Annotated in this window: 28 protein-coding genes and 1 tRNA gene; 20 read left to right on the top strand and 9 right to left on the bottom strand. The window is 62.6% G+C overall.

All coding sequences use genetic code 11. The features are described 5' to 3' along the window. The first annotated feature begins 36 nt into the window (after positions 1-36). From NP945_RS21435 to NP945_RS21425, 3 genes are all read left to right on the top strand, one after another. Positions 37-1,812 carry a M48 family metallopeptidase gene (locus NP945_RS21435; RefSeq protein WP_256747459.1) on the top strand — a complete coding sequence of 592 codons (1,776 nt, stop codon included), beginning with the start codon at positions 37-39 and terminating at the stop codon, positions 1,810-1,812. A 191-nt stretch (positions 1,813-2,003) separates the two neighbouring features. Then, on the top strand, positions 2,004-2,807 hold the full coding sequence (locus NP945_RS21430) for an alpha/beta fold hydrolase (protein ID WP_256747553.1): 804 nt from the start codon (positions 2,004-2,006) through the stop codon (positions 2,805-2,807). A gap of 114 nt (positions 2,808-2,921) precedes the next feature. Further along, a complete protein-coding gene (locus tag NP945_RS21425; protein WP_256747458.1) occupies positions 2,922-3,539 on the top strand; it encodes a hypothetical protein in 618 nt (205 codons plus the stop codon). Here the strand turns inward: NP945_RS21425 and NP945_RS21420 are convergent. Beyond that, positions 3,523-4,446 (bottom strand): metallophosphoesterase, encoded by a 924-nt coding sequence (locus NP945_RS21420; protein WP_256747457.1) that lies wholly within the window; start codon positions 4,444-4,446, stop codon positions 3,523-3,525. The two genes, NP945_RS21425 and NP945_RS21420, sit on opposite strands and share 17 nt — an antisense overlap. A 53-nt stretch (positions 4,447-4,499) precedes the next feature. On the opposite strand from NP945_RS21420, the gene NP945_RS21415 reads away from it, so the two are divergent. After that, on the top strand, positions 4,500-4,994 hold the full coding sequence (locus NP945_RS21415; RefSeq protein ID WP_256747456.1) for an NUDIX domain-containing protein: 495 nt from the start codon (positions 4,500-4,502) through the stop codon (positions 4,992-4,994). A gap of 1 nt (position 4,995) precedes the next feature. Here NP945_RS21415 and NP945_RS21410 read toward each other — a convergent pair whose 3' ends face one another. Together NP945_RS21410 and NP945_RS21405 are read right to left on the bottom strand one after the other, a co-directional pair. Next, positions 4,996-5,988: a glutathione S-transferase family protein gene (locus NP945_RS21410; RefSeq protein ID WP_256747455.1), complete on the bottom strand. Its 993-nt coding sequence runs from the start codon at positions 5,986-5,988 to the stop codon at positions 4,996-4,998. A gap of 77 nt (positions 5,989-6,065) precedes the next feature. Then, a complete protein-coding gene (locus tag NP945_RS21405) occupies positions 6,066-6,230 on the bottom strand; it encodes a hypothetical protein (RefSeq protein WP_164748917.1) in 165 nt (54 codons plus the stop codon). Between the two features lie 29 nt (positions 6,231-6,259). Between NP945_RS21405 and NP945_RS21400 the strand changes: the two genes are divergently transcribed. The 6 genes from NP945_RS21400 (at position 6,260) to NP945_RS21375 (ending at position 11,095) form a co-directional block, all read left to right on the top strand. Then, entirely contained in the window at positions 6,260-6,796 is a 537-nt protein-coding gene (locus NP945_RS21400) for a GNAT family N-acetyltransferase (protein ID WP_256747454.1), read from the top strand. Positions 6,797-6,857: 61 nt separating this feature from the next. After that, positions 6,858-7,619: a 3-hydroxyacyl-CoA dehydrogenase gene (locus tag NP945_RS21395; RefSeq protein ID WP_127267375.1), complete on the top strand. Its 762-nt coding sequence runs from the start codon at positions 6,858-6,860 to the stop codon at positions 7,617-7,619. 6 nt (positions 7,620-7,625) lie between these two features. Beyond that, positions 7,626-8,807 carry a CaiB/BaiF CoA-transferase family protein gene (locus NP945_RS21390; RefSeq protein WP_256747453.1) on the top strand — a complete coding sequence of 394 codons (1,182 nt, stop codon included), beginning with the start codon at positions 7,626-7,628 and terminating at the stop codon, positions 8,805-8,807. A 31-nt stretch (positions 8,808-8,838) separates the two neighbouring features. Beyond that, entirely contained in the window at positions 8,839-9,618 is a 780-nt protein-coding gene (locus tag NP945_RS21385) for a HugZ family protein (RefSeq protein WP_256747452.1), read from the top strand. A 152-nt stretch (positions 9,619-9,770) separates the two neighbouring features. Then, the gene (locus tag NP945_RS21380; protein WP_023809905.1) at positions 9,771-10,115 is read left to right on the top strand and encodes a helix-turn-helix transcriptional regulator; all 345 of its coding nucleotides are present in this window, start codon (positions 9,771-9,773) and stop codon (positions 10,113-10,115) included. Between the two features lie 164 nt (positions 10,116-10,279). Further along, positions 10,280-11,095, top strand: coding sequence for an RNA methyltransferase (locus NP945_RS21375; protein ID WP_256747451.1), 816 nt, complete (start codon positions 10,280-10,282; stop codon positions 11,093-11,095). Positions 11,096-11,186: 91 nt separating this feature from the next. Here the strand turns inward: NP945_RS21375 and NP945_RS21370 are convergent, their stop codons facing one another. Then, positions 11,187-12,323 carry a hypothetical protein gene (locus NP945_RS21370; RefSeq protein WP_128308549.1) on the bottom strand — a complete coding sequence of 379 codons (1,137 nt, stop codon included), beginning with the start codon at positions 12,321-12,323 and terminating at the stop codon, positions 11,187-11,189. 190 nt (positions 12,324-12,513) lie between these two features. Next, positions 12,514-13,050, bottom strand: coding sequence for a DUF1134 domain-containing protein (locus NP945_RS21365; RefSeq protein WP_245463604.1), 537 nt, complete (start codon positions 13,048-13,050; stop codon positions 12,514-12,516). Positions 13,051-13,441: 391 nt separating this feature from the next. Between NP945_RS21365 and chpT the strand changes: the two genes are divergently transcribed. Together chpT and NP945_RS21355 are read left to right on the top strand one after the other, a co-directional pair. Beyond that, entirely contained in the window at positions 13,442-14,071 is a 630-nt protein-coding gene (gene chpT / locus NP945_RS21360; protein WP_024504504.1) for a histidine phosphotransferase ChpT, read from the top strand. Positions 14,072-14,310: 239 nt separating this feature from the next. Next, positions 14,311-14,715 (top strand): PleD family two-component system response regulator, encoded by a 405-nt coding sequence (locus tag NP945_RS21355; RefSeq protein WP_127268016.1) that lies wholly within the window; start codon positions 14,311-14,313, stop codon positions 14,713-14,715. 102 nt (positions 14,716-14,817) lie between these two features. Here the strand turns inward: NP945_RS21355 and ctrA are convergent, their stop codons facing one another. Beyond that, entirely contained in the window at positions 14,818-15,513 is a 696-nt protein-coding gene (gene ctrA / locus NP945_RS21350) for a response regulator transcription factor CtrA (protein WP_006203583.1), read from the bottom strand. A gap of 452 nt (positions 15,514-15,965) precedes the next feature. On the opposite strand from ctrA, the gene NP945_RS21345 reads away from it, so the two are divergent. Then, on the top strand, positions 15,966-16,343 hold the full coding sequence (locus NP945_RS21345; protein ID WP_013529907.1) for a flagellar export protein FliJ: 378 nt from the start codon (positions 15,966-15,968) through the stop codon (positions 16,341-16,343). A gap of 86 nt (positions 16,344-16,429) precedes the next feature. Here the strand turns inward: NP945_RS21345 and NP945_RS21340 are convergent, their stop codons facing one another. Continuing rightward, positions 16,430-16,828 (bottom strand): helix-turn-helix domain-containing protein, encoded by a 399-nt coding sequence (locus NP945_RS21340; RefSeq protein ID WP_023809911.1) that lies wholly within the window; start codon positions 16,826-16,828, stop codon positions 16,430-16,432. A gap of 90 nt (positions 16,829-16,918) precedes the next feature. On the opposite strand from NP945_RS21340, the gene NP945_RS21335 reads away from it, so the two are divergent. Further along, a complete protein-coding gene (locus NP945_RS21335; protein WP_256747450.1) occupies positions 16,919-17,845 on the top strand; it encodes an NADP-dependent oxidoreductase in 927 nt (308 codons plus the stop codon). A gap of 63 nt (positions 17,846-17,908) precedes the next feature. Here NP945_RS21335 and NP945_RS21330 read toward each other — a convergent pair whose 3' ends face one another. Next, positions 17,909-18,184, bottom strand: a complete 276-nt coding sequence (locus NP945_RS21330; protein WP_013529904.1) for a DUF1153 domain-containing protein — start codon at positions 18,182-18,184, stop codon at positions 17,909-17,911. 288 nt (positions 18,185-18,472) lie between these two features. Between NP945_RS21330 and mnmA the strand changes: the two genes are divergently transcribed. Next, on the top strand, positions 18,473-19,663 hold the full coding sequence (gene mnmA, locus NP945_RS21325) for a tRNA 2-thiouridine(34) synthase MnmA (protein ID WP_127317831.1): 1,191 nt from the start codon (positions 18,473-18,475) through the stop codon (positions 19,661-19,663). A gap of 24 nt (positions 19,664-19,687) precedes the next feature. Here the strand turns inward: mnmA and NP945_RS21320 are convergent, their stop codons facing one another. Further along, positions 19,688-20,653, bottom strand: coding sequence for a Gfo/Idh/MocA family protein (locus NP945_RS21320; RefSeq protein ID WP_127268012.1), 966 nt, complete (start codon positions 20,651-20,653; stop codon positions 19,688-19,690). 240 nt (positions 20,654-20,893) lie between these two features. Here NP945_RS21320 and NP945_RS21315 point away from each other — a divergent pair. The 5 genes from NP945_RS21315 (at position 20,894) to NP945_RS21295 (ending at position 23,912) form a co-directional block, all read left to right on the top strand. Beyond that, positions 20,894-20,970: transfer RNA gene (locus NP945_RS21315), tRNA-Met, on the top strand. A gap of 89 nt (positions 20,971-21,059) precedes the next feature. Further along, the gene (locus NP945_RS21310) at positions 21,060-21,158 is read left to right on the top strand and encodes a hypothetical protein (RefSeq protein WP_256747449.1); all 99 of its coding nucleotides are present in this window, start codon (positions 21,060-21,062) and stop codon (positions 21,156-21,158) included. A 56-nt stretch (positions 21,159-21,214) separates the two neighbouring features. Further along, positions 21,215-21,607: an autotransporter-associated beta strand repeat-containing protein gene (locus tag NP945_RS21305; protein ID WP_256747448.1), complete on the top strand. Its 393-nt coding sequence runs from the start codon at positions 21,215-21,217 to the stop codon at positions 21,605-21,607. A gap of 77 nt (positions 21,608-21,684) precedes the next feature. Next, positions 21,685-23,622: an asparagine synthase (glutamine-hydrolyzing) gene (asnB, locus tag NP945_RS21300; RefSeq protein ID WP_256747447.1), complete on the top strand. Its 1,938-nt coding sequence runs from the start codon at positions 21,685-21,687 to the stop codon at positions 23,620-23,622. Between the two features lie 23 nt (positions 23,623-23,645). Further along, positions 23,646-23,912 (top strand): acyl carrier protein, encoded by a 267-nt coding sequence (locus NP945_RS21295; RefSeq protein ID WP_127381822.1) that lies wholly within the window; start codon positions 23,646-23,648, stop codon positions 23,910-23,912. Positions 23,913-23,916: the final 4 nt, after the last annotated feature.

Here is a 23,916-nt window from a genome sequence, read left to right as displayed (position 1 = left end):
CGCCTCAACCTGTGCCGACTTCGAGAGGATCGACACTTGCAGCATGCCACGCCTGCCGCCCCCGCAGTGCGCGAGACACTGGAGCGACTGCTTGCCAGCCAAACGTTCGGCCGATCCGAACGCGCGCGCAAGCTGCTGCGTTATCTTGTCGAACGTGAACAGGCCGGCGAAGCCGACAGGCTCAAGGGCTTTTCCATTGCCATGGATGTTTTCGGCAAGGACGGCGACTTCGATCCGTCCACCGATGCCGTGGTGCGTGTGCAGGCAGGCAGGCTGCGCGAGCTTCTGCAGCACTATTTTGCCAATGAGGGAATTGCCGAGCCGGTCCGCATCGCCATTCCGCGCGGCGGCTATGTTCCTGCCTATGAATTGAACGCGATCCGCCTGCCCGATATTGCCGAGTCTGTTCCCGAACTCAGGCTGGACGGCGCCGCATCCACCGATCGGTCAAACGAAGCCGGCACGGGCATGCTGGAGGCGATGTCTCTGGCTTCCGTACCATCTTCGCCGGCTCCCTCGGTGGCGCGCCATCTCCGCTTTTTCTGGATGGCGATCGCTCTGGTCATCGCCATGCTGGGCGTACTGATCCTTCGCCAGGGCAGCACTGCCTTGCTGGCAGGCGGCGACATCTCGGCAATGCCGGAGATCGCTGGCGCAACCGCAAGCATCACGGCATCGGCAAGGGCTGACGCTCTGCCGCAAGTCTATATCGGACTCAAGGCTGACGGCCCCGACGCCAGCCGTGTCGCCGCATCGCTGCGCGCCGGCCTGAGTGGCTTCGATACGATCGACTTCATCGGCCGCGACACCGTCGGCGATCCGGCCGACGACGCGACGAGCTTCATATTCGACGTCCTATCTGGACCGGACGCGGGCGACATCACGATCGAACTGCAAAGCATGGCGTCCGGACGGGTGCTTCTATCGCGCAATCTCACCCCCGCCGACAGCGCACCTGCAGCGGTCGAAGACCGTATCGCCGACATGCTTAGCTCGGCACTCCCCGCCTCCGGCACCATCTACAACTATATCGAGCAGACCGGCACGCCAAACGGTCTGACGCAATGTCTGCTGCTCAACGGCAAATATTATCTGGACCAGAACGCCAGGACCCATGAGGCAGCCTACCGTTGCCTCGAGAAGCTGGCTAATGGTGGAACCAAGTCCTCGCTCGTCTATTCGGAACTTGCTTCCCTGCATCTCGAGGCGGTGTCCGATCATTACGCCTATCCGCCCAATGCGACGATTGAGACAGCCGTCGAGTTTGCCCATCGCGGCGTGCAGATGGGTCCGACCAGCCCTTATGCGCATCGCTCCTACGGCTATGTCAGTTCGCGCCTCGGCAATACGGACGAAGCGATCCGCTGGATGCGCAAGGCCTATGAACTCAACCCCTACGATCTCGGCATGGCCGCCGCTTACGGCTACGGGCTGATCTTCGCCGGACGATATGCTGAAGGAACGCCGATCCTCGATCATGCGGTGGAGACCTTCAGCGGGCACCCGACATGGTGGGATTACGGGCTGTTCGTCGGTGAGTTCATGCTCGGCGACATGAACAAGGCAGTCGCGGCCAGCATGGCCCTGAGAACGACGGCAACGAAATCACACTATCTGGCGGCGCGGCTGATCGGCGCCAAGGCTGCCGGACAGGATCATCTGGTGAGCACGCTGCTGAAACAACTGACCACCGAGTTCCCCAAATTTGCCGCCGATCCGCGGGCGACTTTCGTCGAGCGGAAATATCCGGCCGACCTGACCGACCGGCTGGTCCAGGCACTCCGCGCTGCCGGGCTCGGCAGCCCAAGCTGACACCATCGACGTCCGCGTACTGGCTGTGCCGCGTCCCGATGGATTTCCTGCGCTCCGATCGCCGATTGGTCGCCAGGTTCTGTACACAACCGTACAAATCGCGAAAATTTTACTGGTCATCACGTTGGACTAGGAGCAATTCAGCCACCATTGGGTGTCGCGCATTCTGCAATAACAAAAAATCAGCTTTCATGACCGCATCACTTTTTGCCGCCCAAGAGGGTGTTGGCTCGAAGGCCATCGTCCTGCTGCACGGTTTCGGCGGCTGCCATGATGTATGGCGCGAGGTGATTTCCGCCCTGACGCCTTCCACGCATACGCTGGCCTATGATCTGCCTGGGCACGGGTCGTCGCTGGATTTTCCCGCTGCCGGTCCGGCCAGGGTGGCAGCCAAGGCCGTGCTCGCCGATCTCTCGGAGCGCCGCCTGAAGCGCGTTCATCTCGTGGGCCACTCGATGGGCGGTGCCGTGGCGGCGCTGATGGCGCTGGCCGAGCCCGAAAAGATAGCCTCGCTGACGCTTCTGGCGCCGGGCGGCCTTGGCCCCGAAATCAATGGACCGCTGTTGCGCCGCTATGCCGAAGCCGCGGATCGGTCCGAGATCCGCTCCTGCCTCGCCGTCATGTCGGGACCTTCAGCCCCGCCGCTCGAACATACGGTGGACACCCTTTGGGAAATGCGCAGGCGACCCGGCCAACTCGAAAAGCTCGTCGAGATCGCAGCCGCCATGACCGTGGACGGTCGGCAAGGCGTCATCCCGCACGATCGCCTCGATGGACTGAACATGCCGGTGATGGTGGCATGGGGAATCAGCGATGCGGTGCTGCCCTTTACCCAGGCGGATGACCTGCCGGCGCATTTTCACGTGCACCACGTGCTGGAGGCCGGCCATATGCTGGCTGAGGAAGCCCCCGACCTTGTTGCCGAGATCATTCGCCGGAACACCAATCGTCGCGCCAGGCCACACCGCCAGAAATTCGCCGCCGCAGCCAGCTGACCTTTTTCGCGCACGACAACCTTCCTGGACACCCCGGGGCCGTCGATCTCGCCAGTGCATTTTGCCGGCGGCTGTGTTAACCCGGTGTTAACCAAACCTACGAGGCGGACGCCGATGAAGGAAGCAGGCGAGAAGACCATCGACCAGTCCAAGAAACTGTCCGATGCCATCCGTGATGTCAAAAATGCCTTCGCCGACCGCGACGACGTCGTCGTCGACATGCGCGAGGCGCATCGCATGCGTCTCGATCTGCTCGCCGCCGAACTGGCACCGGTTTTTGCCGATGTTCCGGCCGACATGGACAATTTCGACTTTGTCGTCTCGTCCGGCTTGCAGCCGCGCCTGTGGATCGACGCCGTCAGCCATGTCGCCATGGGGCGCGACCGCCGGACCTATCGCTTCCTCAAGGACACCCGTATCGGCCGGGTGGTGCTTGCCGAATCCACCGAGATGAAGCCGGTGGCCGATTCCGTGACACGCTATGTCGCCGAGCGCATCGTCGAGCGTCAGAGGATGCTGGAAGGCGGCGTCGAACCCGCCGTCGCCGGCCTGAAACGTGCCTATGTGCCGGAAGCCGAACCGCCGCTGCGCGCAACGGAGCGCGGCAAACGCTGGTCGGCCCTTCTGTCCGGGCTTGGCCTGGTCGCTGCCGGCGCACTGGTCGGCCTTGTGGTGTCGGTCGTCCTGTTCTGGGACCGCATCGTGGCCATGGTTGTCAATTTGCGGCCATAGCGGCCTCGGCGCCAAGCTCCACCGTCTGCAGATCGGATGGCGGTATGGACGGCCCGGTCAGGCCGCGCCGTGTCAGCCGGATCCGCCAATTGCCCTTCTCGCCGTCAATGTCGAACAGATTGTACTGCGCCGCCGGGTTCTTGCCGCCCGGCGCCTGGCCGGCGGCAGCGACACCGACCGCCGGAATCCTGACGCCGCGACCGCCGATGAAGAACAGCGACGGCAGATGTGAATGGCCGTGCAGGACAAGGTCGGCGCCGTGGCGACGAATGATCTTGTTGAAGCGGGCGATGCCGAACAGCCGCTTGTGCTGCGGGACCGCGCCGCGCACCGGCGGATGATGGATCATGATGGCGCGAAACAGCCCCTGTCCGGCGGTATCCCCGAGGATTTTGCTGAGCCGCTTCGCTTGGCCTTCCATGAAGAAACCATTGGCCATGAAGGGTGCCGTGGCGCGCGCCGTCGAGACACCGATCAGCGCGACGTTGCCGCGCACGCGCAGATAGGGAAATGCGTTACGATCGACCGGCGTGTTGACACCGTCGCCGCTCATCCACGCCGCCCAGGATCGGCAGACCTTGTCGAAGGCGCCTGGCACATAGGCGTCGTGGTTGCCCGGAACGACCGAAACATCATGCGCCGGCCCCAGCGTCTCCAGCCAGTGCCTGGCCATCTCGATCTCGCCGTCGAGCGCCAGATTGACCAGGTCGCCGGTGACGGCGAGGTGGTCAGGCGTGTTCGCCTTGATGTCGGCGACGATCGTGTCGATGACCGCATCATGCATATGGCGGCGGCGGTTGCGCTGCCAGTTGACATAGCCGAGCACGCGCTTGGAGGCGAGATCGCGATAGGATACATCGGGGAGCGGCCCCAGATGGACATCGGAAATATGCGCGAGCCTGAACATACAACCTTCATAGGCGACCCGCGCACGGCTTTCCACCCACGGTTTCGCTATCAATGACGAGCCCTGAAGATGCCTTCCGCCAGACCGGCTGGCCAGGTTTGAGGACCAGGCTGTTCCATCTCTATTTCGTGCTGCGGAGGCCGATGACGCTTGGCGTGCGCGGCCTGATCCACGACAGGGCGTCCAAGTCCGTCTTCCTCATTCGCCATACCTACGTACCAGGCTGGCAGCTGCCCGGCGGCGGCGTCGAAGTCGGCGAGACGATGAACGAGGCACTGGCCCGTGAACTGGCCGAGGAAGGCAACATCGCTCTCACCGCCCCGCCGGTGTTCAAATCGATGCATTTCAACCGCCGCTCCAGCCGCCGCGACCATGTCGGCTTTTATTTGCTCGAGCATTTCAGCCAGACGGCGCCGAAGCGGCCGGATCACGAAATCGCCGAGGCCGGCTTCTTCCCGCTCGACCGTTTGCCGCAGGGCACGACGCCGGCGACGCTGCGCCGGATCGCCGAGGTTTTTGACGGCGAGCAGCCCTCGCCCTACTGGTAGATCAGGCTGCCGCTTTCTCGAAGCGCGCCCGGTTGTGCCATGCGGCATAATCCAGATCCGGTCCGACAGGCACGATCCGCGTCGGATTGATCGTCTGGTGGCTGCCGTAATAGTGCGCCTTGATATGATGCATGTTCACCGTCCCGGCCACACCAGGCACCTGGTAGAGATCACGCAGATAGTTGGACAGGTTCGGGTAGTCGGCGATACGGCGCAGATTGCATTTGAAATGGCCGACATACACCGGATCGAAGCGCACCAGCGTGGTGAACAGCCGCCAGTCGGCTTCGGTGATAGGACCACCGACGAGATAGCGCTGCTTCGACAGCCGCTCCTCCAGCGTATCCAGCGCTGTGAACACTTCACCGAACGCCTCTTCATAGGCACGTTGCGTGGTGGCGAAGCCGGCGCGATAGACGCCGTTGTTGACCGCGGGATAGACCAGCGCATTGATGCGATCGATCTCGCCGCGCAATGCCTTCGGATAGAAATCGAGGCTGGCGTCGCCCCATTCGTCGAAGGCTGAATTCAGCATGCGGATGATTTCGGAAGACTCGTTGGAGACGATGGTCTGCTCCTTTTTGTCCCACAGCACCGGCACAGTCACCCGGCCCGAATAGGCGGGATCGGCCTTGGCATAGATCTGGTGCAGGAAGTCGAGGTCATAGAGCATGTCGCCCGTGGCGCCGTCCTCAGCCACGAACGTCCAGCCGTTGGCGCCCATGAAATGATGCACCACCGACACCGATATGACGCCTTCCAGCTTCTTCAGCGCGCGAAAGATCAACGTCCGGTGGGCCCACGGACAGGCAAGCGAGACATAGAGGTGATAACGGCCGGGCTCGGCCTTGAAACCACGCGTCCGGCCTTCGGCAGGCGCCCCGTCAACGGTGACCCAGTCGCGCCATTGCGACTGCGTCCGCACGAACCTGCCACCATTGTCCGCTGTATCGTACCAGCGGTCCTGCCACCTTCCTTCGACCAGCATTCCCATACAAATCTCCTTGCGTCCTGTTGGTTGATGTAGGCGCAAGGCTGCCCTGTCGAAGACGTCAGGTGCTGAACAGACCGTCACTTGGCGGAAATGACGAACAAAACGGCCGATTGCAGCGGCGGGAAATTGATGCTAGCGGACAATCCGCATGTTCGATTTTGCTTCGATCCGGTTTTACCGACGACGAAAGGGCGCCCGCGCTTGATGAAGCGCTGACTGGCGAATGCTGCCGTTTGCAGCAACCTTTCCTCCTTACCGGAACGCAAAGACCATGAGCCTTGCCGACGTGAAATACCTGCCGGAAACCCCGGCGCACGACCCCGAGATCGAAGCCATCAATGACGAAGCCTTCGGGCCGGGCCGCTTTGTGCTGGCCGCCTACAAGATTCGTGAGGCCGGAGGGCACGAGCGTTCGCTGTCCTTTGTCGCCGTCGATGGCGACATCGTCGTCGCCTCGGTGCGCATGACCCGCATCGCCGCCGGTGCCGGTCGCGCGCTAATGCTCGGGCCGCTCGCGGTGCGGCCGGCCTTCAAAAATCTCGGCATCGGCCGCCGGTTGGTGGCGATCGCGCTGGAGGCCGCCGCCAAGGCCGGCGCGCCCGCTGTCATGCTGGTGGGTGACGAACCCTACTACGGGCCGCTCGGTTTCAAGCGGATTCCGCGCGGCCAGATTTCGATGCCGCGCCCCGTCGATCTCGACCGGCTGCTGTCGCACGAGATCGCGCCGGGCGCGGTCGCCAGGCTCTTGGGCGAGGTCTTCCACGCCGATCAGGCCAGGGTAGCCGATCCTGTCGCCGCGATGGCTTGACCTTTCCCGTCGATCTGGCGCCTGATCCGTCCCACTGTTCCTGAGATCAAAGGATGACGTCATGAACCCCAACGGCCAGATCGCGATCGTCACCGGCGGCGGCTCCGGCCTTGGCGAGGCAACGGCGCGCGCGCTGGCCGCCAAGGGCGCCCGCGTCGCCATCTTCGACGTGGGTATTGACCGCGCCGCCAAGGTCGCGGCCGAGATCGGTGGTATTGCCGTCCAGTGCGACGTCAGCAGCGCCGACAGCGGAACCGCTGCGCTCGCCGACGTAGCCGCCAAGCTTGGCGAGCCGCGGATCCTGGTCAATTGCGCCGGCATCGCCATCGGCGTGAAGACGATCGGCAAGGATGGTCCCCACCCCCTTGATCAGTATCGCAAGGTGATCGAGGTCAATCTGATCGGTACGTTCAACATGATCCGCCTCGTCGCCGAGCGCGCGTCGAAGCTCGAGCCGCTGCAGGGCGGCGAGCGCGGCATCATCGTCAACACCGCTTCGGTTGCCGCCTATGATGGCCAGATCGGCCAGGCCGCCTATGCGGCATCCAAGGGCGGCGTCGTCGGCATGACGCTGCCGGTGGCGCGCGACCTTGCCCGTTCCGGCATCCGCGTCTGCACCATCGCGCCCGGCATCTTCAAGACGCCGATGATGGCCGGCATGCCGCAAGAGGTTCAGGATTCGCTGGGCGCCGCCGTGCCTTTCCCGTCGCGCCTGGGCGAACCGTCCGAATATGCCGCTCTCGCCCTGCACATCATCGAGAACCAGATGTTGAACGGCGAGACCATTCGTCTCGATGGCGCCATCCGCATGGCGCCGAAATAGAAGGTCATGAACGCCGGCCTGTCCGCTGCCGCTAAAACCGGTCCGCTGACCGGGCTGAAGGTGATCGAGATGGCCGGACTCGGACCGGTGCCGCTGGCGGGCCTGATGCTGTCGGAGATGGGCGCGCAAGTGTTGCGCATCGAACGGACGGGGACGAGCGAGCTCCTGTCGCTGCCGGATGAGTACAACATCGACCGCCATGGCCGCGCCCTCCTGCGCCTCGACCTGAAGCGCCGTGAAGGCACCGATCTGTTGCTGCGCCTTGCCGAAAAGGCGGACATGTTGCTCGAAGGGTTTCGCCCGGGTGTCATGGAACGGCTTGGCCTCGGCCCCGAAACGGTGCTGGCGCGCAACCCGGCGCTGATCTACGGCCGTATGACCGGCTTCGGTCAGGACGGTCCGCTCGCCGGCCGCGCCGGCCACGACATCACCTACCTCGCCTATAGCGGCGTGCTGCACGCCATCGGCCATGTCGGCAGCCGTCCCGTCCCGCCGCTCAACCTTGTCGCCGACTATGGCGGTGGCGCCATGATGCTGATTGCCGGCGTGCTGGCAGCCCTGTTCCAACGTTCGCGCACGGGCAAGGGTGAAGTCATCGACGCCGCGATGGTCGACGGCGCCTCGATGCTGGCGCTGCCCCTGCAGGCCTTGATGGCGGCCGGCTTATGGAGCGACACGCGCGGCGCGAACCTGCTCGATTCCGGCGCCCCGTTCTACGACACCTATGAGACGTCGGATGGCGGGCACATCGCCATCGGCTGCCTGGAGCCGCAATTCTTCGCCGAATTCGCCAGGCTGCTGCCGCTCGACGAGCGCTTTGCGTCCGGCCAGTACGACAAGGCCCTGTGGCCGCCGATGCGCGCCGCCATTGCCGATCGGATCCGGCAGAAACCACGCGACGACTGGGACCTGCTGTTTGCCCAGACCGATGCCTGCGTGGCCCCCGTCCTGTCGCTGCAAGAGGCGAAGCACCACCCGCACAATCGGGGACGCAACGCCTCTGTGGCGACAGGTGCATTTGAGCGCCCGGCCCCCGCGCCGCGTTTCTCGAGCTCGCAACCGACATTGGCCACTATGCCAGGCAATGAGGATTTGTCGCCATCGGCAATTCTGGCACGTTTCGGCTTTGCGAAAGCCGAGATCGACGGCCTTGTCAAATCCGGCTTGCTGACCGATAACGATAACTAGAGAAGAAAGATCAACTTACTGCGGTGCTGCCTTGGACGAGCCGAAAAAGGACGTGATCCGCGAGACGGACGCCGAAGCGATCCGGCTGGCGAAGACGCTTCTGCGCAGCGCCCGCTTTGGCGCCCTGGCGGTGATCGAACCGCAAACCGGCTCGCCGCTGGCCAGCAGGGTCGGCGTGGCCACCGACATCGATGGCGCGCCGCTGATCCTGGTGTCGATGCTTTCGGCGCACACCGGCGCCCTGCTTGCCGATCCGCGCTGCTCCCTGTTGCTCGGCGAACCGGGCAAGGGCGACCCGCTGGCGCACCCGCGCCTGACATTGATCTGCCAGGCAGCACGGCTTGAGCGCGGATCTGCCGAACACGCCCGCGTCGAGCGCCGCTATCTCAATCACAATCCCAAGGCGAAACTTTACGCCGGTCTCGGCGACTTTTCGATCTTTCGCCTCGATCCGCAACGCGCCCGCCTCAACGGCGGCTTCGGCAAGGCCTACCACCTCGATCGATCGGATTTGCTCACCAGCGGACCGATCGTCGAGGAACTCGCGGCGCGCGAACAATCTGCCATCGACCACATGAACGCCGACCATCTCGACGCGATCGCCGTCTACGCACAGCATTTCGCGAAAGTATCCGGAAACGGCTGGCGTGTTGCCGGATTCGATGCCGATGGCATGGACCTGGTGTCGGGCTACGATGTTTGCCGTGCCTTTTACCCACAACCTTTGGCGGCGGCAGGCGAATTGCGGCACGTTCTGGTCGATATGGCCAAGGCCGGCCGAGCCATTGTCGACGCCGGGACGGAGACTTAATTATGCTGGACCAAAAGCAACACTTGAGATTTAAGTGAAATGCTCTACCTTTTGGTGACGCTGAATCGCCAGCGCCGATCGACAAGTGAATTTATGGAATCAGACGCCATTGCCCCCATGGCGTCGGGATGAACAGGAAGCATGGGGGATCGATGGTCTCGACAAAGCTAATCGTGAACGCCGAATCGGCGGCAGAGTTTCTCATGCTGATGGGCAATGAGAAGCGACTGTTGATCATGAGCTACCTCGCCGAAGGTGAGATGTCGGTTGGAGCCATTGCCGAGAAGGTGATGCTCAGCCAATCCGCCCTGTCCCAGCACCTCGCCAAGTTGCGGGCGCTCGACCTAGTCGAGACCCGCCGCGACCGGCAGATGATCTACTACTCCTGCAAATCCGACGCCGTGCGAGAACTGCTTGTCATGCTGGACGGCATTTTCGGCAGCGGCAAGGATGATCTGTCCCAGATGGCGCACCGTTTGCGCCGTGCTGGAACCTGACCACATAGCGCCGATCTCGCCGGCGTTTTCAGAGCGACATGCGCCCATCCGGGGCGCATAAAGCTGGCTGATTGTCCCGAATCGTCGCATCGTGCTTTCCAAACCAGGTGAGCGCCGGGAAGCGGTCCGGATTTTCGGGCCGATGCGACGGTCGCGAGGAATGCATGGATCCCATTCGCATCGACGACCCGCAAGATCCGCGCGTCGTTACCTATCTCGACATTCGCGAGCGTGACCTCGCCGGCCGGCAAGGCCGCTTCGTCGCCGAAGGCAAGGTGGTGCTCGACCTGCTGCTCTCGACCGGGCGCTTTGCCGCCGAATCGATCCTGGTCCTGGAAAACCGGCTGGCAGGTCTCGACAACATCCTGAGCAAGGCGCCCGCCGACCTCCCGGTCTATGTCGCCACCAGCGCGGTGATGGACGCTATCGCCGGATTTCATATGCATCGCGGCATCCTGGCCATTGGCCGCAAGGGAGAGCCGCAGCCGGCCGAAGACCTGCTCGACGGCTTGCCGCCTCGGGCGCTGGTCGTGGTGCTCGTCGGCATCGCCAACCATGACAATGTGGGCTCGATCTTCCGCAATGCCGCCGCCTTTGGCGCTGACGCGGTCCTGCTGGATGCGACATGCTGCGACCCGCTCTATCGCAAGGCGATCCGCGTTTCGGTCGGCGCCGCGCTCAAGATCCCTTTCGCATCGTTCTCCGACACCGCCGGCTTCACGACGATGCTCGCCCGACGTGGCTTCGATCAATTCGCGCTGTCGCCACGCGGGAAGACCGACATCCGCGATGCGCAGCGCAGCAAGCGCCTGGCGCTCTATCTCGGCACCGAGGGCGAAGGCTTGCCGGACGACCTGCTCGCAAGCCTGCACGACGTGCGGATCACCATGGCGGAAGGCTTCGACAGCCTGAATGTCGCCGCGGCTTCAGCCATTGCGCTGCATCATTTTTCGGCTAGAGCAATTCCAGGAAAAGTGTGAAGCGGTTTTCCGTCCAGAATTGCGTCAAAGCAAAGAGTTAGGGCATTTCGCCGTTTCCGTGAAACGGTGAAATGCTCTAAGGAGGCCTGATTCAGCTTGTCGCGTCAGCCTTCTGCAGCGCGCGCACGCGGTCGGCAAGACTGCGGTCACCGTTGCCGGAGCGGGCGTCCGACGGTACCGCCAATGCCTTGGCGATCGGCGAACCAGGCCCCTCGAGCTTCGCCGTCAGATGGACGACCTCCGCCGCCAGCGCGTTCATCTGCTCGCGCAAGGCGGAGCTGCTGTCCGTGGCCGTGGACGCGGCCAGTGCGGTGAGGTCGGCCTTCAGCCGCTTGTTCTCGCGCGCCAGCGCCGTCAGCCTCGCCTCGAGCTGCTCACGGTCACTGTCGAGCTTGGCGATTGCCTTGTCCAAGTCATCGCTCTTGGCGACATCGCCGCCCTTGCCGACCAGGCGCAAGGCTGGCGCGCTGTCTTCGGATTTCGATCTTTCGCGCATGCGTGCCAGTTCCTTTTCGCGGCGGTCGAGTTTGTCTTCGCGATCGGCAAGTGTGGCCAGCAGCCGCTCGACCTTCTTGTCGAGTTCGGCGGTCCTTTTCTTCTCGGCTTTCAGGGCCTCCCGCGCGGCCTTGCTTTCGGCCGCGATTTCCTGGCCGCGCCTGTCGGCTTCCTTGCGCTGGCCGCGCAGCATCGCAATGTCACTGGCGAGCTTCTGCATTTCGGACTCTCGCGCCACGAGTTCGATCTGCCGGCTGCTCGAGGAAAAACTGGCGTCGTCATACATGCGCTCCAGCTTTTGCAGCTCAAGTGCACGCTTTTCCAGCTTGCGCTCGGTTTCCTTCAGCCGCTCCGAAAGCTGCTGCAACTCGCCCTCTCGTTGACGCAGAGCTTCGTTCTTCGCGCCCAGATCGGTCAGCGCCTGGTTCTTGTCCGTCCGCTCGACCGCCAGGCCCTTCATGGCCTCGCGACCGCGATTGATCTCGACGAGTTGTTCGGCCGCCTTCTCTCGCAACGCCTTGACGCTGATTTCCAGGCGGCGCGTCGTCATGGCGTATTCGGCGCGGATGCGATCCTTGTCCGCCTGGATTTCGGTTTGCGTCAGAGGGATCGAGGATTCGACGCGTCTGCGTGTAAGCGTGACCGCACGACGCCATATGGCCGGAGCCACCATGAGCGCCAGAAAGCCAGCACAGAGAAAGCCGAGGACGAAGAACAGGACCGACTGGACCAAGTGACTACCCGTTGTGGCCGGTAAGCATCAAACCAGATAAACCAAAAGCGCATGGAGCGCTTTGACTGTGCCACGTTGACATGGCGGAAATCCAGCGTTGCGGCAAGGGTTTGCCGCAACGCCACGAGTTTAATGCATGTCGACCCAAAAGCGGTCCCGGTTTTGGGCAACGACAGCCAAGGACTTCAGCTTAGAACGGATTCCAAGTGGCGCGCTCGGTAAGCTTCAGATAGCCGAGATTGACGCCAAGCCGGGCACCGACACCGGTGCGGATCGGCACCAAAACCACATTGTTGTTCTTCAGCACGTTGAAGCCGACGCCAGCCACCACATAGGCCGAACCGGCGACGCCGCCATAGCGGTTGTAGAGGCTGCCCACATCGTCGAGATTGTAGACCAGCATCATCACCCGCGACCCCTCGCCGCCGAAATCCCAGCCGAGCGATGGGCCTTGCCAGAACACTTTGTGATCGCCGGCATTCTTGGTGTAGAGCGTGCCTTCGCCATAGGTCAGGCCACCGATCAGCGCGCCCGAGCCCTCTTCGCCCAGCAGATAGCCGTTGGGCAGGCCGTAGGAAGCAAAAATCTTCTCGACGACTGTGGCGAGCCCGCCTGATGTCGCGCCGAAGAACTTGTGACCGGAATCGACAATCTCCTGAGCGGTGTATTCCTGGGCCCGCAGGGTTGAAGTCGAGAAGACGAGAACGCCCAGGAGCGTGACCGCCATTGAGAAGACACGGAGAAAGCTCCGGTCGTAGTATCGGGAAAACATGCTTCCAATCTCCGTCAGGGAGCACCTTCGCCGACGCCTCGCACCCCGTACGGCTCTTTTAGCCGGCCGTTAAGGGTAACTGTTAGGGGCAAACTATGCCGTAATCCTTTTTCAACCATTAAGCTCCCACATGAACATGGCGGTTCGAAGGCTGTTTGGGGTCGCTCAAGTGGGGCCGGCAGCCTGCGTGAACACGCCATTTGCCACAACCACAATTTGGATTTGTTGCTGCACGCACGGGCGCTGTGTATTCAGAAAGCCCGAGGAGAGAGTGTGTGATTCGTGTGGCAGGCGACGATCGATCGCCCGGCCATGAGTTGTGAGATTTTGCAGGGATTTTTCGCCGATGGCCGATCTGTTCACCCTTTCCGCACCCGATCTGGCAGCGCTTTTGTGCAGCCGGGTCTGCCACGATATCATCTCGCCGGTCGGCGCGATCAACAACGGGCTCGAATTGCTTGATGAAGGCGGCGCCGACGAGGACGCCATGAAGCTGATCCGTCAGAGCGCCCGCAACGCTTCGGCCCGCCTGCAGTTCGCCCGCATCGCCTTCGGTGCCGCCGGCTCGGCCGGCATGTTGATCGATACCGGCGATGCCGAAGCGGTCGCCATCGCCTTCCTCAAGAACGAAAAGCCGGAACTGACCTGGAACGGGCCCCGCGCGTTGCTGCCCAAAAACAAGGTCAAGCTGCTGCTCAACCTGATCCTCGTCGCCAATGCCGCCATTCCGCGCGGCGGCAAGCTTTCCGTGACGCTGGAAAACCTCGAGACCGAACCCCGTTTCGCGCTTGCGTCGGCTGGCCCGATGCTGCGTGTGCCGCCGAAATTCCTCGAACTGCATTCCGGCCACAAGCCGGAGGAACCGATCGACGCGCATTCCGTGCAGCCCTACTACACGCTGCTTCTGGCGCGCGAAGCCGGCATGACGATATCGATCCACGCGACGCCGGAAGAAATCGTGCTTTCTGCGGCCTGATTGCGCAGCCGATAGCGCGAAGTATTTCTACATTGAAATCTGTAATTCCAGCTCATTGACTTGAGATGCGTCTGGTCGTCCAGGCAGCGCCAAAGCATTCGCGAATAAAAGTAGGCACCTGCCTATCTTTGTAAAAATTTTACCTAACGCCTTTTCGGCTTCTTTACCAGATTGGCCTATGGTGCGTCCTGGATGCCCCCGACGCTACCGGACTGCCAGAAGGCAAAGAGGACCCGGAAATGAAACGCTGCATGTTCGTCGACGATTCAAGCGTCATCAGGAAGGTTGCAAAACGCATCCTGGGCGGCTCCGAAATGATTGTCATCGAGGCCGCCAGCGGACTTGACGCGCTGGAGATGTGCGCCGCCGATATGCCCGACATCATCGTCGTCGATGGCGCCTTGCCTGACGTACCGGCGGTCGATCTCATCCGTCGCGTCCGCGCCATGGAGAGCCCGATAAGGCCGCAGATCCTGATTTCCCTGGTCGAGCTCGATATTGCTTCGATCATGCGGGCCAAGCGAGCCGGCGCCCAGGGCTATCTCTTGAAGCCGTTCAACCGCCCGCAGCTGCTCGAGCGCTTTCGCACCTTGAAGAGCGCACCTGATTCGGTACCCTTGAGCAATTCCAGAAAAAGTGCGTGACGGTTTCCTGCTCAGCAGCCCAAAACAGACCCTTACCAGCCGTCATGCAAAAACCCGGCCGAAGCCGGGTTTTTTATGGAAAAGATTCGAGCGATTCGTCGCTCAGGCGCTGACGCGAATGTCTTCCGGTTCGCGCAGCACATAGCCGCGCCCCCAGACCGTTTCAATGTAGTTCTGACCGCCCGATGCCGCGTCGAGCTTTTTGCGCAGCTTGCAGATGAAGACGTCGATGATCTTCAACTCAGGCTCGTCCATGCCGCCATAGAGGTGGTTGAGGAACATTTCCTTGGTCAGCGTGGTGCCTTTGCGCAGCGAAAGCAACTCCAGCATCTGGTATTCCTTGCCGGTCAGGTGCACGCGCTGGCCGCCGACTTCGACGGTCTTGGCATCTAGGTTGACCACTAGGTCGCCGGTGGTGATGACCGACTGGGCGTGGCCCTTGGAGCGCCGCACGATGGCATGAATGCGGGCAACCAGCTCATCCTTGTGGAACGGCTTGGTCATGTAGTCGTCCGCGCCGAAGCCGAGGCCGCGCACCTTGTCCTCGATGCCGGCCATGCCGGAGAGGATGAGAATAGGTGTTTTGACCTTGGAAAGGCGAAGCGTTCGCAAGACCTCGTAGCCCGACATATCGGGCAGGTTGAGATCGAGGAGAATGATATCGTAGTCGTAGAGCTTGCCTAGATCGACGCCCTCTTCACCGAGATCGGTCGTGTAGACGTTGAAACTTTCCGATTTCAGCATCAGTTCGATGCTTTGTGCGGTTGCACTGTCATCTTCTATCAGCAGAACACGCATTTCATTCCCCTTTTCTGCTGCCGGACCATTTCACGACCCGTCCGGGCCCGGAGCAGTGGTTGCCTTGTGCAGAGGCTGCCATTGAATGGTTAACAAATCCTAATTTCCCGTCCATGACGGTACCAGATTTTTTAACCTCTTTCTACACCCTCTTGAATCTAATAACGAATCTCAGAACCAAATTCCTAATGCAACACATTAACAACCTGGACTAAGCGACTCCAGGGACTCATCGACGTCGCTTCCGCATCGGTGGCCGGAATTTTTACCCGGCCTTAAGTCCTGACCCGTATGATTAACAATGCCCGTAAACGAATGGTTACCGTCGGCAAAAAACTTTAGGGTTTTGTTTCCCATAGTTCGGGGAAAGGCGGTGGACACGGGTGCGGCCTGGGCGTTTCCAGGTGGTTTGGACGATAAGTGCGGGTGTGCGTTTCCGGGAGTACCGAATCATGAAGTCACGTGAAAACCTCGTTCGGCTGAAACAGTTTCAGGTGAATGAGAAGCGGCGGCAGCTGCTGCAGCTCGACATGATGATCGCCGAGTTCGAACGCATGGCCGTCGAGCTGGAGCTTCAGATCACCGCCGAGGAAAAGAAGGCCGGCATCACCGACATCAACCATTTCGCCTATCCGACCTTCGCCAAGGCGGCTCGCCTGCGCCGCGACAACCTCAGGAATTCCCAAAGCGACCTCGCCCAGCAGCGAAGCGCCGCCGAATCATTACTCGGCGAAGCTGAAGCGGAGCTTTCCAAGGCGGAAATGCTGGAATCGCGCGACACGAAGATCCGCGAAGCCGAAGTCGGTGGCCGCAGCGCCATGATCGGCTAAGACCTGGCGGTTTGCCGCACCAACGCTCGCCATCAGGCTGGCGCATTGTCGCGGCTTGCGGCTCCGGCGGGAAAAATGAACCCGCCCTACGCGGCCCAATCCCCTTCACTCTCGGCAATTGCCCTTGCACGGGCATCCTTGATATCCGGCGCATGCTGCTCCGCCCATGACCTGATCTGGGTAAGCAGCCCCGCCAGGTTCTGGCCGAGCTCGGTCAATTCATATTCGACGCGCGGCGGAATGACCGGGAAAATCTCGCGCCGCACCAGGCCGTCGCGCTCGAGCACCCGCAGCGTCTGCGTCAGCATCTTCGGCGTGATGCCCTCGAGCTTCCGGGCAAGCTCGCCATTGCGCAGCCGGCCTTTGCGCAGCGCGCAAACCACCAGATACACCCATTTGCTGGCCAGCATCTCCAGCACGGTGTGCGAAGGGCACGTTCGCCGGAACGCGTCATAGCCGAAACCGCAATCATCTTCACTATCCATGAGGTGCGTATATATCAGGAAGGTACATACTGGACAAGGGGATATTACTATCCAAATGATAGTGGCACCAACCAAGCAGGAGACATCTCAATGCGTGCCGTTATCCAGAATTCCGTCGGCGGACCCGACGTCCTTGTCATCGCCGATCAGCCGGATCCCACGCCAGAGGCCGGCGAAGTGCTGGTCCGCGTCAAGGCCGCAGGCATCAATCCGGTCGACGGCGCCGTCCGTGCCGGCTACTACCCCTTGCTCGGCGAGCCGCCTTACATCCTGGGTTGGGATATCTCGGGAACTGTCGAAGCACTCGGCGCCGGCGTCACCGGCTTCAAGATCGGCGACGAGGTGTTCGGCATGCCGCGCTTCCCCAAGCAGGCGGCGGCCTATGCCGAGCTGGCTGCCGTGCCTGCCGATCAAATCGCACTGAAGCCGAAGAGCGCGGACCACCTCAAGGCAGGCGCCTTGCCGCTGGCCGGCCTCACCGCCTGGCAAGGGCTTGTTCGCCACGGCGGGCTGAAATCGGGGCAGCGCATATTGGTCCATGCAGGAGCCGGCGGCGTCGGTCATCTGGCGGTGCAGATCGCCAAGGCGCGCGGCGCCTACGTTGTCGCCACGGTCAGCCCGGGCAAGCTCGACTTCGTCCGCGAACTCGGCGCCGACGAGGTCATCGACTACACCAAGGGCGATTTCACCGATCAGGTTCGCGACATCGATCTGGTGCTGGATCCAATGGGCGGCGACCACGCCCAACGCTCGCTGAAGGTGCTCAGGCGTGGCGGCATTTTGGTGTCATTGCTCGATGTCGGCGACAACACCAGGACCCAGGCCGGCGCGCGAGACATTCGGGTCGAGCGTATGTCCGTCGTTCCCGACAGGGAGGGCCTGGTGGAACTGGCTCGGTTGATCGATGCCAACAAGCTCGCCGTCCATGTGGCGAAGAGCTTCCCGCTGGACCAGGCGGGGGCCGCTCACGCCTTCCTCGCCACCAAGCCGATCGGCAAGGTTGTGCTATCGCTCTGAGCGGGAACGGTGAAAACAGAAGGGCGCGAGGTTAGCCGCGCCCTTCGTCTAAATTCGCAATGGTCAGTGCCGGTATTGCTGGATGCGTGTCGTGCGCAGCCCGGCAAGGCCATATTCGTCGATCGACGCCTGCCAGGACAGGAATTCCTCGGTGGTGAGCTTGTAGCGTTGGCATGCCTCGTCCAGGCTCAAAAGCCCGCCGCGCACGGCCGCAACCACTTCCGCCTTACGCCGGATAACCCAGCGACGTGTATTGGTCGGCGGCAGATCGGCAATCGTAAGAGGGCTGCCGTCAGGCCCGATAACATATTTGACTCTCGGTCTAACCAGATCGGTCATCGTACTCTCTACAAAAAACTCAAAGACCCAATCCCCGCCACGTTACCGCCACAGCTTTAAAAATTGCCTAAGCAGACCCTAATGACTAGGTAAGGATCATGAACGCCGCGTTAGTCTTTTCGCCGGCATTTGAAACATCTGCCCGCAAACGCTGATTTGCCGGGGAAAATGCATCCGCTGGCGGAGATCGGCCGCAACCGGTGAATCGCCCTGCACGCTGGCGCGGCGGTAAAGCTTGACCTATATTCTCGACATTGGCATTGAGGCGCCGCGCAGAACGAAAGCATCATGAACAGTCTCGATCTTCCCGGACGTCCCGAAAACACCCGCATCGTCGTCGCCATGTCGGGCGGCGTCGATTCCTCTGTCGTCGCAGGCCTGCTGAAACGCGAGGGCTACGACGTCGTCGGCGTCACCTTGCAACTCTACGACCACGGCGCGGCGACGCACCGGGCCGGCTCATGCTGCGCCGGGCAGGACATCGACGATGCCCGCCGTGTCTCCGAGACGCTCGGCATCCCCCATTATGTGCTCGACTACGAGGAACGCTTCCGCAAGGCGGTCATCGATCCCTTCGCCGAGAGCTATGTCGCCGGCGAGACGCCGATCCCGTGCGTTTCCTGCAACCAGACGGTGAAGTTCGCCGACCTCCTGGCCACCGCCAAGGAGCTCGGCGCCGACGCGCTGGCCACCGGCCACTACATCCGTTCCGGCGCCAACGGCGCCCACCGCGCGCTCTACAGGCCGGTCGACGCCGACCGTGACCAGAGTTATTTCCTGTTCGCCACCACGCAGGCACAGATCGATTATCTGCGCTTTCCCCTCGGCGGCCTGTCGAAGCCTCAGGTTCGCGCCATTGCCGAGGAGATGGGGCTGGCGGTTGCCGCCAAGCAGGACAGCCAGGACATCTGCTTCGTGCCGCAGGGCAAGTATTCCGACATCATCGCCAAGTTGAAGCCAACTGCGGCCAATCCGGGCGACATCGTCCACATCGACGGCCGCGTGCTCGGCCGCCATGAGGGTATCCTGCGCTACACGATCGGCCAGCGCCGCGGCATCGGCATCGCTTCCGGCGAGCCGCTTTACGTCGTCCACCTCGATGCCGACCGCGCTCGCGTCGTGGTTGGCCCGCGCGAGGCGCTGGAGACGCACAAGATCTATCTGCGCAATATGAACTGGCTGGGCGACGGACCGCTCACAGACGTCCCTGCAGGCGGCCTGGAGCTGTTCGCCAAGGTCCGCTCGACGCGGCCGCCGCGCCCGGCCGTGCTGCATCATCGTGCCGGTGCCACATGGGTGGAACTGGTCGACGGCGAATCCGGCATCGCGCCGGGCCAGGCCTGCGTGCTCTACTCCGACGACGGCAACGAAGCTCGCGTGTTCGGCGGCGGCTTCATCGAGCGTTCGGAGCGTGGCGCCGAGGCCGAGGCGATGCTGACCCGGCTTGCCGCCCGGCCGGCCCAGATTCCCGCGGAATAAGATTCCCGCCGAATAATCCGCGCTTCAGGAATTCGACTTGGTGTGGGTGACCGTGCCGGCGGTCAGGATGCGCAGCACCCTGATCGCTTCCTCGCCGCTGGTACGCGGTTCGGCACGCGTCTCGATGCACTGGATGAAATGCTCCAGCTCGCGTGTCAGCGGCATGCCCTGGGCAACCGCGACATAGGATGGCTCATTGGTGGTGAAGGCCCATTGGCCGCTGTCCTGCCACACTGCATGGCGGTAGACGGCAAGCTTGCGTTCCCATGGCTCGACATCGTCGAACACCGCCATCGCCTTGGTGCCGACCACGGTCAGCCGCCGCTCGCGATAGGGATTGAGACGCGAGGTGAAGAGATGGCTGCGCAGGCCGTTGGGGAAGCGCATGTGCAGATGCGCGAAGTCGCTGAGATTGTCGAGCAGGGCGGCCCCCTCGCCGCGCACCTCGATCGGCTCCGTGCCGGTGATCGCCAGGATCATCGACAGATCGTGCGGCGCCAGATCCCACAGCGCGTCGTTCTCTGTGTGGAACTTGCCGAGGCCGAGCCGGTGCGAGTGGATGTAGCGGACTTCGCCGAGCTCGCCCTTGTCGATCAGCCCTTTCAGCGTCTCGAAGGCGGGGTGGAACCGCAGGACATGGCCGACCATGAAGACGCGGCCATTGTCCTTGGCCGCCTGCACCGCACGCTCGGCATCCGCCACAGTCAGAGCGATCGGCTTTTCCACCAGCACGTCCTTGCCGGCCGTGACGGCACGCACGGCAAGGTCGGCATGGAATTGCGGCGGCAGCGCCATGACGATGGCGTCGATATCGTCACGCACGAACAACTGGTCCGGCTCGATCGCCAGGCAGTCCTGCTCGCTGGCGAAGCCTTCTGCGCGGGCCCGGTTGGTGTCGGAGACCGCGTACAGCGCGCCTAGCGCCTTGAGAGTGCGGATGTGGTTGCTGCCCCAGTATCCGCAACCGAGGACTGCTATGCGCGGCTTCATCTGTTTCAAACTCTAAAAACTCGTGGCCGAGACATAGCGACGTGCCCCTTCGAACTCAACCCCGGCGGCGGCAACCAAATGTCCGCGCGGCAAAGCTTTTCGATAATGACGATAAGCCGGCAAGCCGGTTGCTTCGAAGCTTGACAGGCTCACCCTCCCAACCTTATATCCGCGCGACCTTGGCGAACGCCCCCGACATGCCTTTCGATTTGAGGCGGATTTCGGGCCTTTCGCCGCCCTGGCGGGGTAGCTCAGTTGGTTAGAGCACGGGAATCATAATCCTGGGGTCGGGGGTTCAAGTCCCTCTCCCGCTACCAGCCCTCTTAAAGACGGCAAAAAGATCAATAAAATCGATGGGGCCTATGCCGGTGCGTCCGAATGCATCCTTGATGTGGAGTCATTTGCGATGGTGAAGGATGGCGCCGGCACGCTGACCCTTTCAGGCACGTCGCTGCTGGACTGGACCGTCGACCAAGGCGGCATCATCTCGGCGGCCGAGCGCTAGGCGGCGATGTCTCGATCGGTGCGGGCGCCTCGTTCACCTTCGACCAGACAGCTAATGTGAGCTATGCCGGCGCGCTCTCGGGTACCGGCGATTTCGTCAAGGACGGCTTGGGGACAGTGGTTCTGACTTCGGACAACTCGGCTTTCGCCGGCGCCACTTCGGTCAATGGCGGCACGCTCGCCGCAGGCGCGGCCAACACGTTCAGTTCCGCCTCGCAATTCTCGGTCGCGGCAGGCGCGACGCTCGATCTCGCCGGCACTTCCCAAGCCATTGTCGGGCTGACCAATGCCGGGACTGTGGGCATCGCCGGCAGCCTCGGAAGCAAGCTGACCGTCAGTGGCGACTATGTCGCCGAAGGGCGTCATTGCCCTCATCTCGCGGCAGATCCAATGCTCACGCAAGAATTCAGCCGTCGGCGGCCGCTCAAAATTTACCATTCTCATGAATAGTCCCAGATGTTTAACACCTACCGGTATCTTGGCGGCTATAGTCCGAGCCGCGCTGGTGGACTTGGAAATATCTCGGCATGTGCGGTTTTAGCGGTTATTTCGGCACTGTCCGGGATGGGAGGGCGCTCCTTGGAAGGATGACGGCTGCCATTGCGCATCGCGGCCCCGATGAGCAGGGATTCTTCACCACAAAGGCGGCCGGCCTCGGCCATGCGCGGCTGTCCATCGTCGGCCTGGGGGACGGCCAGCAGCCCATGTCCGATGCGACGGGCGATCTGACGATCGCCTTCAACGGCGAGATCTTCAACTATGTGGAACTGCGCGAGCAGCTTCGCGCGAAAGGCCGCCATTTCCGGACAGCCAGCGACACCGAAGTGATCCTGCATCTCTATGACGAGATGGGGGAGGATTGCGTCTCCGCGCTCAATGGCGATTTCGCCTTTGCGCTCTGGGACGGCCGCCGCCGCCGCATGGTTCTGGCGCGCGACCGCATGGGGGTCCGGCCGCTCTTCTATACAAGGCAGGGCGAACGGTTTTACTTCGCCTCGGAGATCAAGGCGCTCCTCCAGGCCCCGGACGTCGCGGCCGAGATTGATCCGGTCGCACTCGACCAGATCTTCACGCTCTGGGCCCCGATCGCGCCGCGCACGGCCTTCCGCAATATCTACGAACTCGAACCCGCAAGCCTGATGATCGTGCAAGAAGGCAGCGTCTCGACGCGGCCCTACTGGAGTCTGGAGTATCCCGACCGGGACGCGCCGCCCCGGCACCGGGACGAGCGTGCCGCGGCCGAGGAACTGCGCGCCCTCCTGACGGAGGCGACCCGCATCCGCATGCGCGCCGATGTGCCAGTCGGCGCCTATCTCTCTGGCGGCCTCGATTCCTCCATCACATCGGCGCTGGCGGCGGGCATGGCGCCGGGTGGCCTCAGGACCTTCTCGGTCACCTTCGATAGCGCCGAACATGACGAGAGCCCCTTCCAGCTCGAGATGGCCCGTGCGCTCGGCACGCATCACAGCGCCGTCGCCTGCGGGGAAGGCGATATCGCCGCCGTCTTCCCTGACGTTATCCGCTTCACGGAGCGGCCGATCCTGCGCACTGCCCCTGCCCCGCTCTACAAGCTCTCGAGCCTCGTGCGCGAGGCCGGCTTGAAAGTGGTGCTGACGGGCGAAGGCGCCGACGAAGTCTTTGCCGGCTACGATATTTTCAAGGAGGCCAGGGTTCGGCGCTTTTGCGGGAGACAGCCCGGCTCCCGCATCCGGCCGCATCTGTTCCACAAGCTCTACCCCTATCTTCCGGGCCTGAGGCAGCAATCGGCCGAGTGCCTGTTCTCCTTCTTCGGGGCTAGCGGCGCGGCGCTCGACGATCCGCTGTTCTCCCATCGGCCGAGGTTCGACGGCACGGCGGCGACGAAGCTGTTCTACTCGGGCGATCTGCGTGCCACATTGTCTGGATATGACGCCGCCGAGGAGCTCGCCGCGCGGCTGCCCGAGGCGTTCGCCCGCTGGCATCCCTTGCATCAGGCGCAATATCTGGAAGCCCGCTTCCTTCTCCCCGGCTATATCCTGTCCAGCCAGGGCGACCGCATGGCGATGGCCCACGGCATCGAGGGCCGCTTTCCCTTCCTCGACCATCATCTGGTCGAGTTTGCCGCCGGCCTTCCTCCCGAGATGAAGCTGAAGGGGCTCGTGGAGAAGCATATTCTCCGGGAGGCGACCAAAGACCTGCTGCCGGCCGCCATCGGCCGGCGGACCAAGCAGCCCTATCGCGCACCGGACAGCCAGTCCTTCGTTGGGCCGGGCACGAGGGACTATGTCCAGTCGGCCCTGGGCGACGCCGCAGTCAGCGCCGGCGGGCTCTTCAATCCGAAGGCAGTGGCAAAACTACATGAGAAATGCAGCCGCCAGCCGGTCTCCGGCTTTCGCGACAATGCGGCCTTTGTCGGCATCCTGTCGACGCAGCTGTGGCTGACGACTTTCACCGGCACAGGCATTTGCAACGCAAAGGCCGCCTGACACCACCAAGGAAAGCGAACGACATGACCGATACGATCCGAGACGCAGTGAAGGCCTTTGTCATCGAGAACTTCCTGTTCGGCGACACCACCCACACCCTCGCCGATACGGACTCGCTGATCGAGAACGGCATCATCGATTCGACCGGCGTTCTGGAACTGGTGGCCTTTATCGAGGACCATTGCGGAATCACAGTTGCGGACGCCGATATCGTGCCGGCCAACCTCGATTCACTGGCGCGCATCACGGCCTTCATCACAGCGAAGACCGCATCGCTCGTCGCGGCGTGACGGC

It is taken from the genome of Mesorhizobium sp. LMG17149 (assembly GCF_024518695.1).
GTDB lineage: Bacteria > Pseudomonadota > Alphaproteobacteria > Rhizobiales > Rhizobiaceae > Mesorhizobium.
Note: the sequence above shows the minus strand (reverse complement) of the source record. Positions and strands in the feature narration are given on the sequence as shown.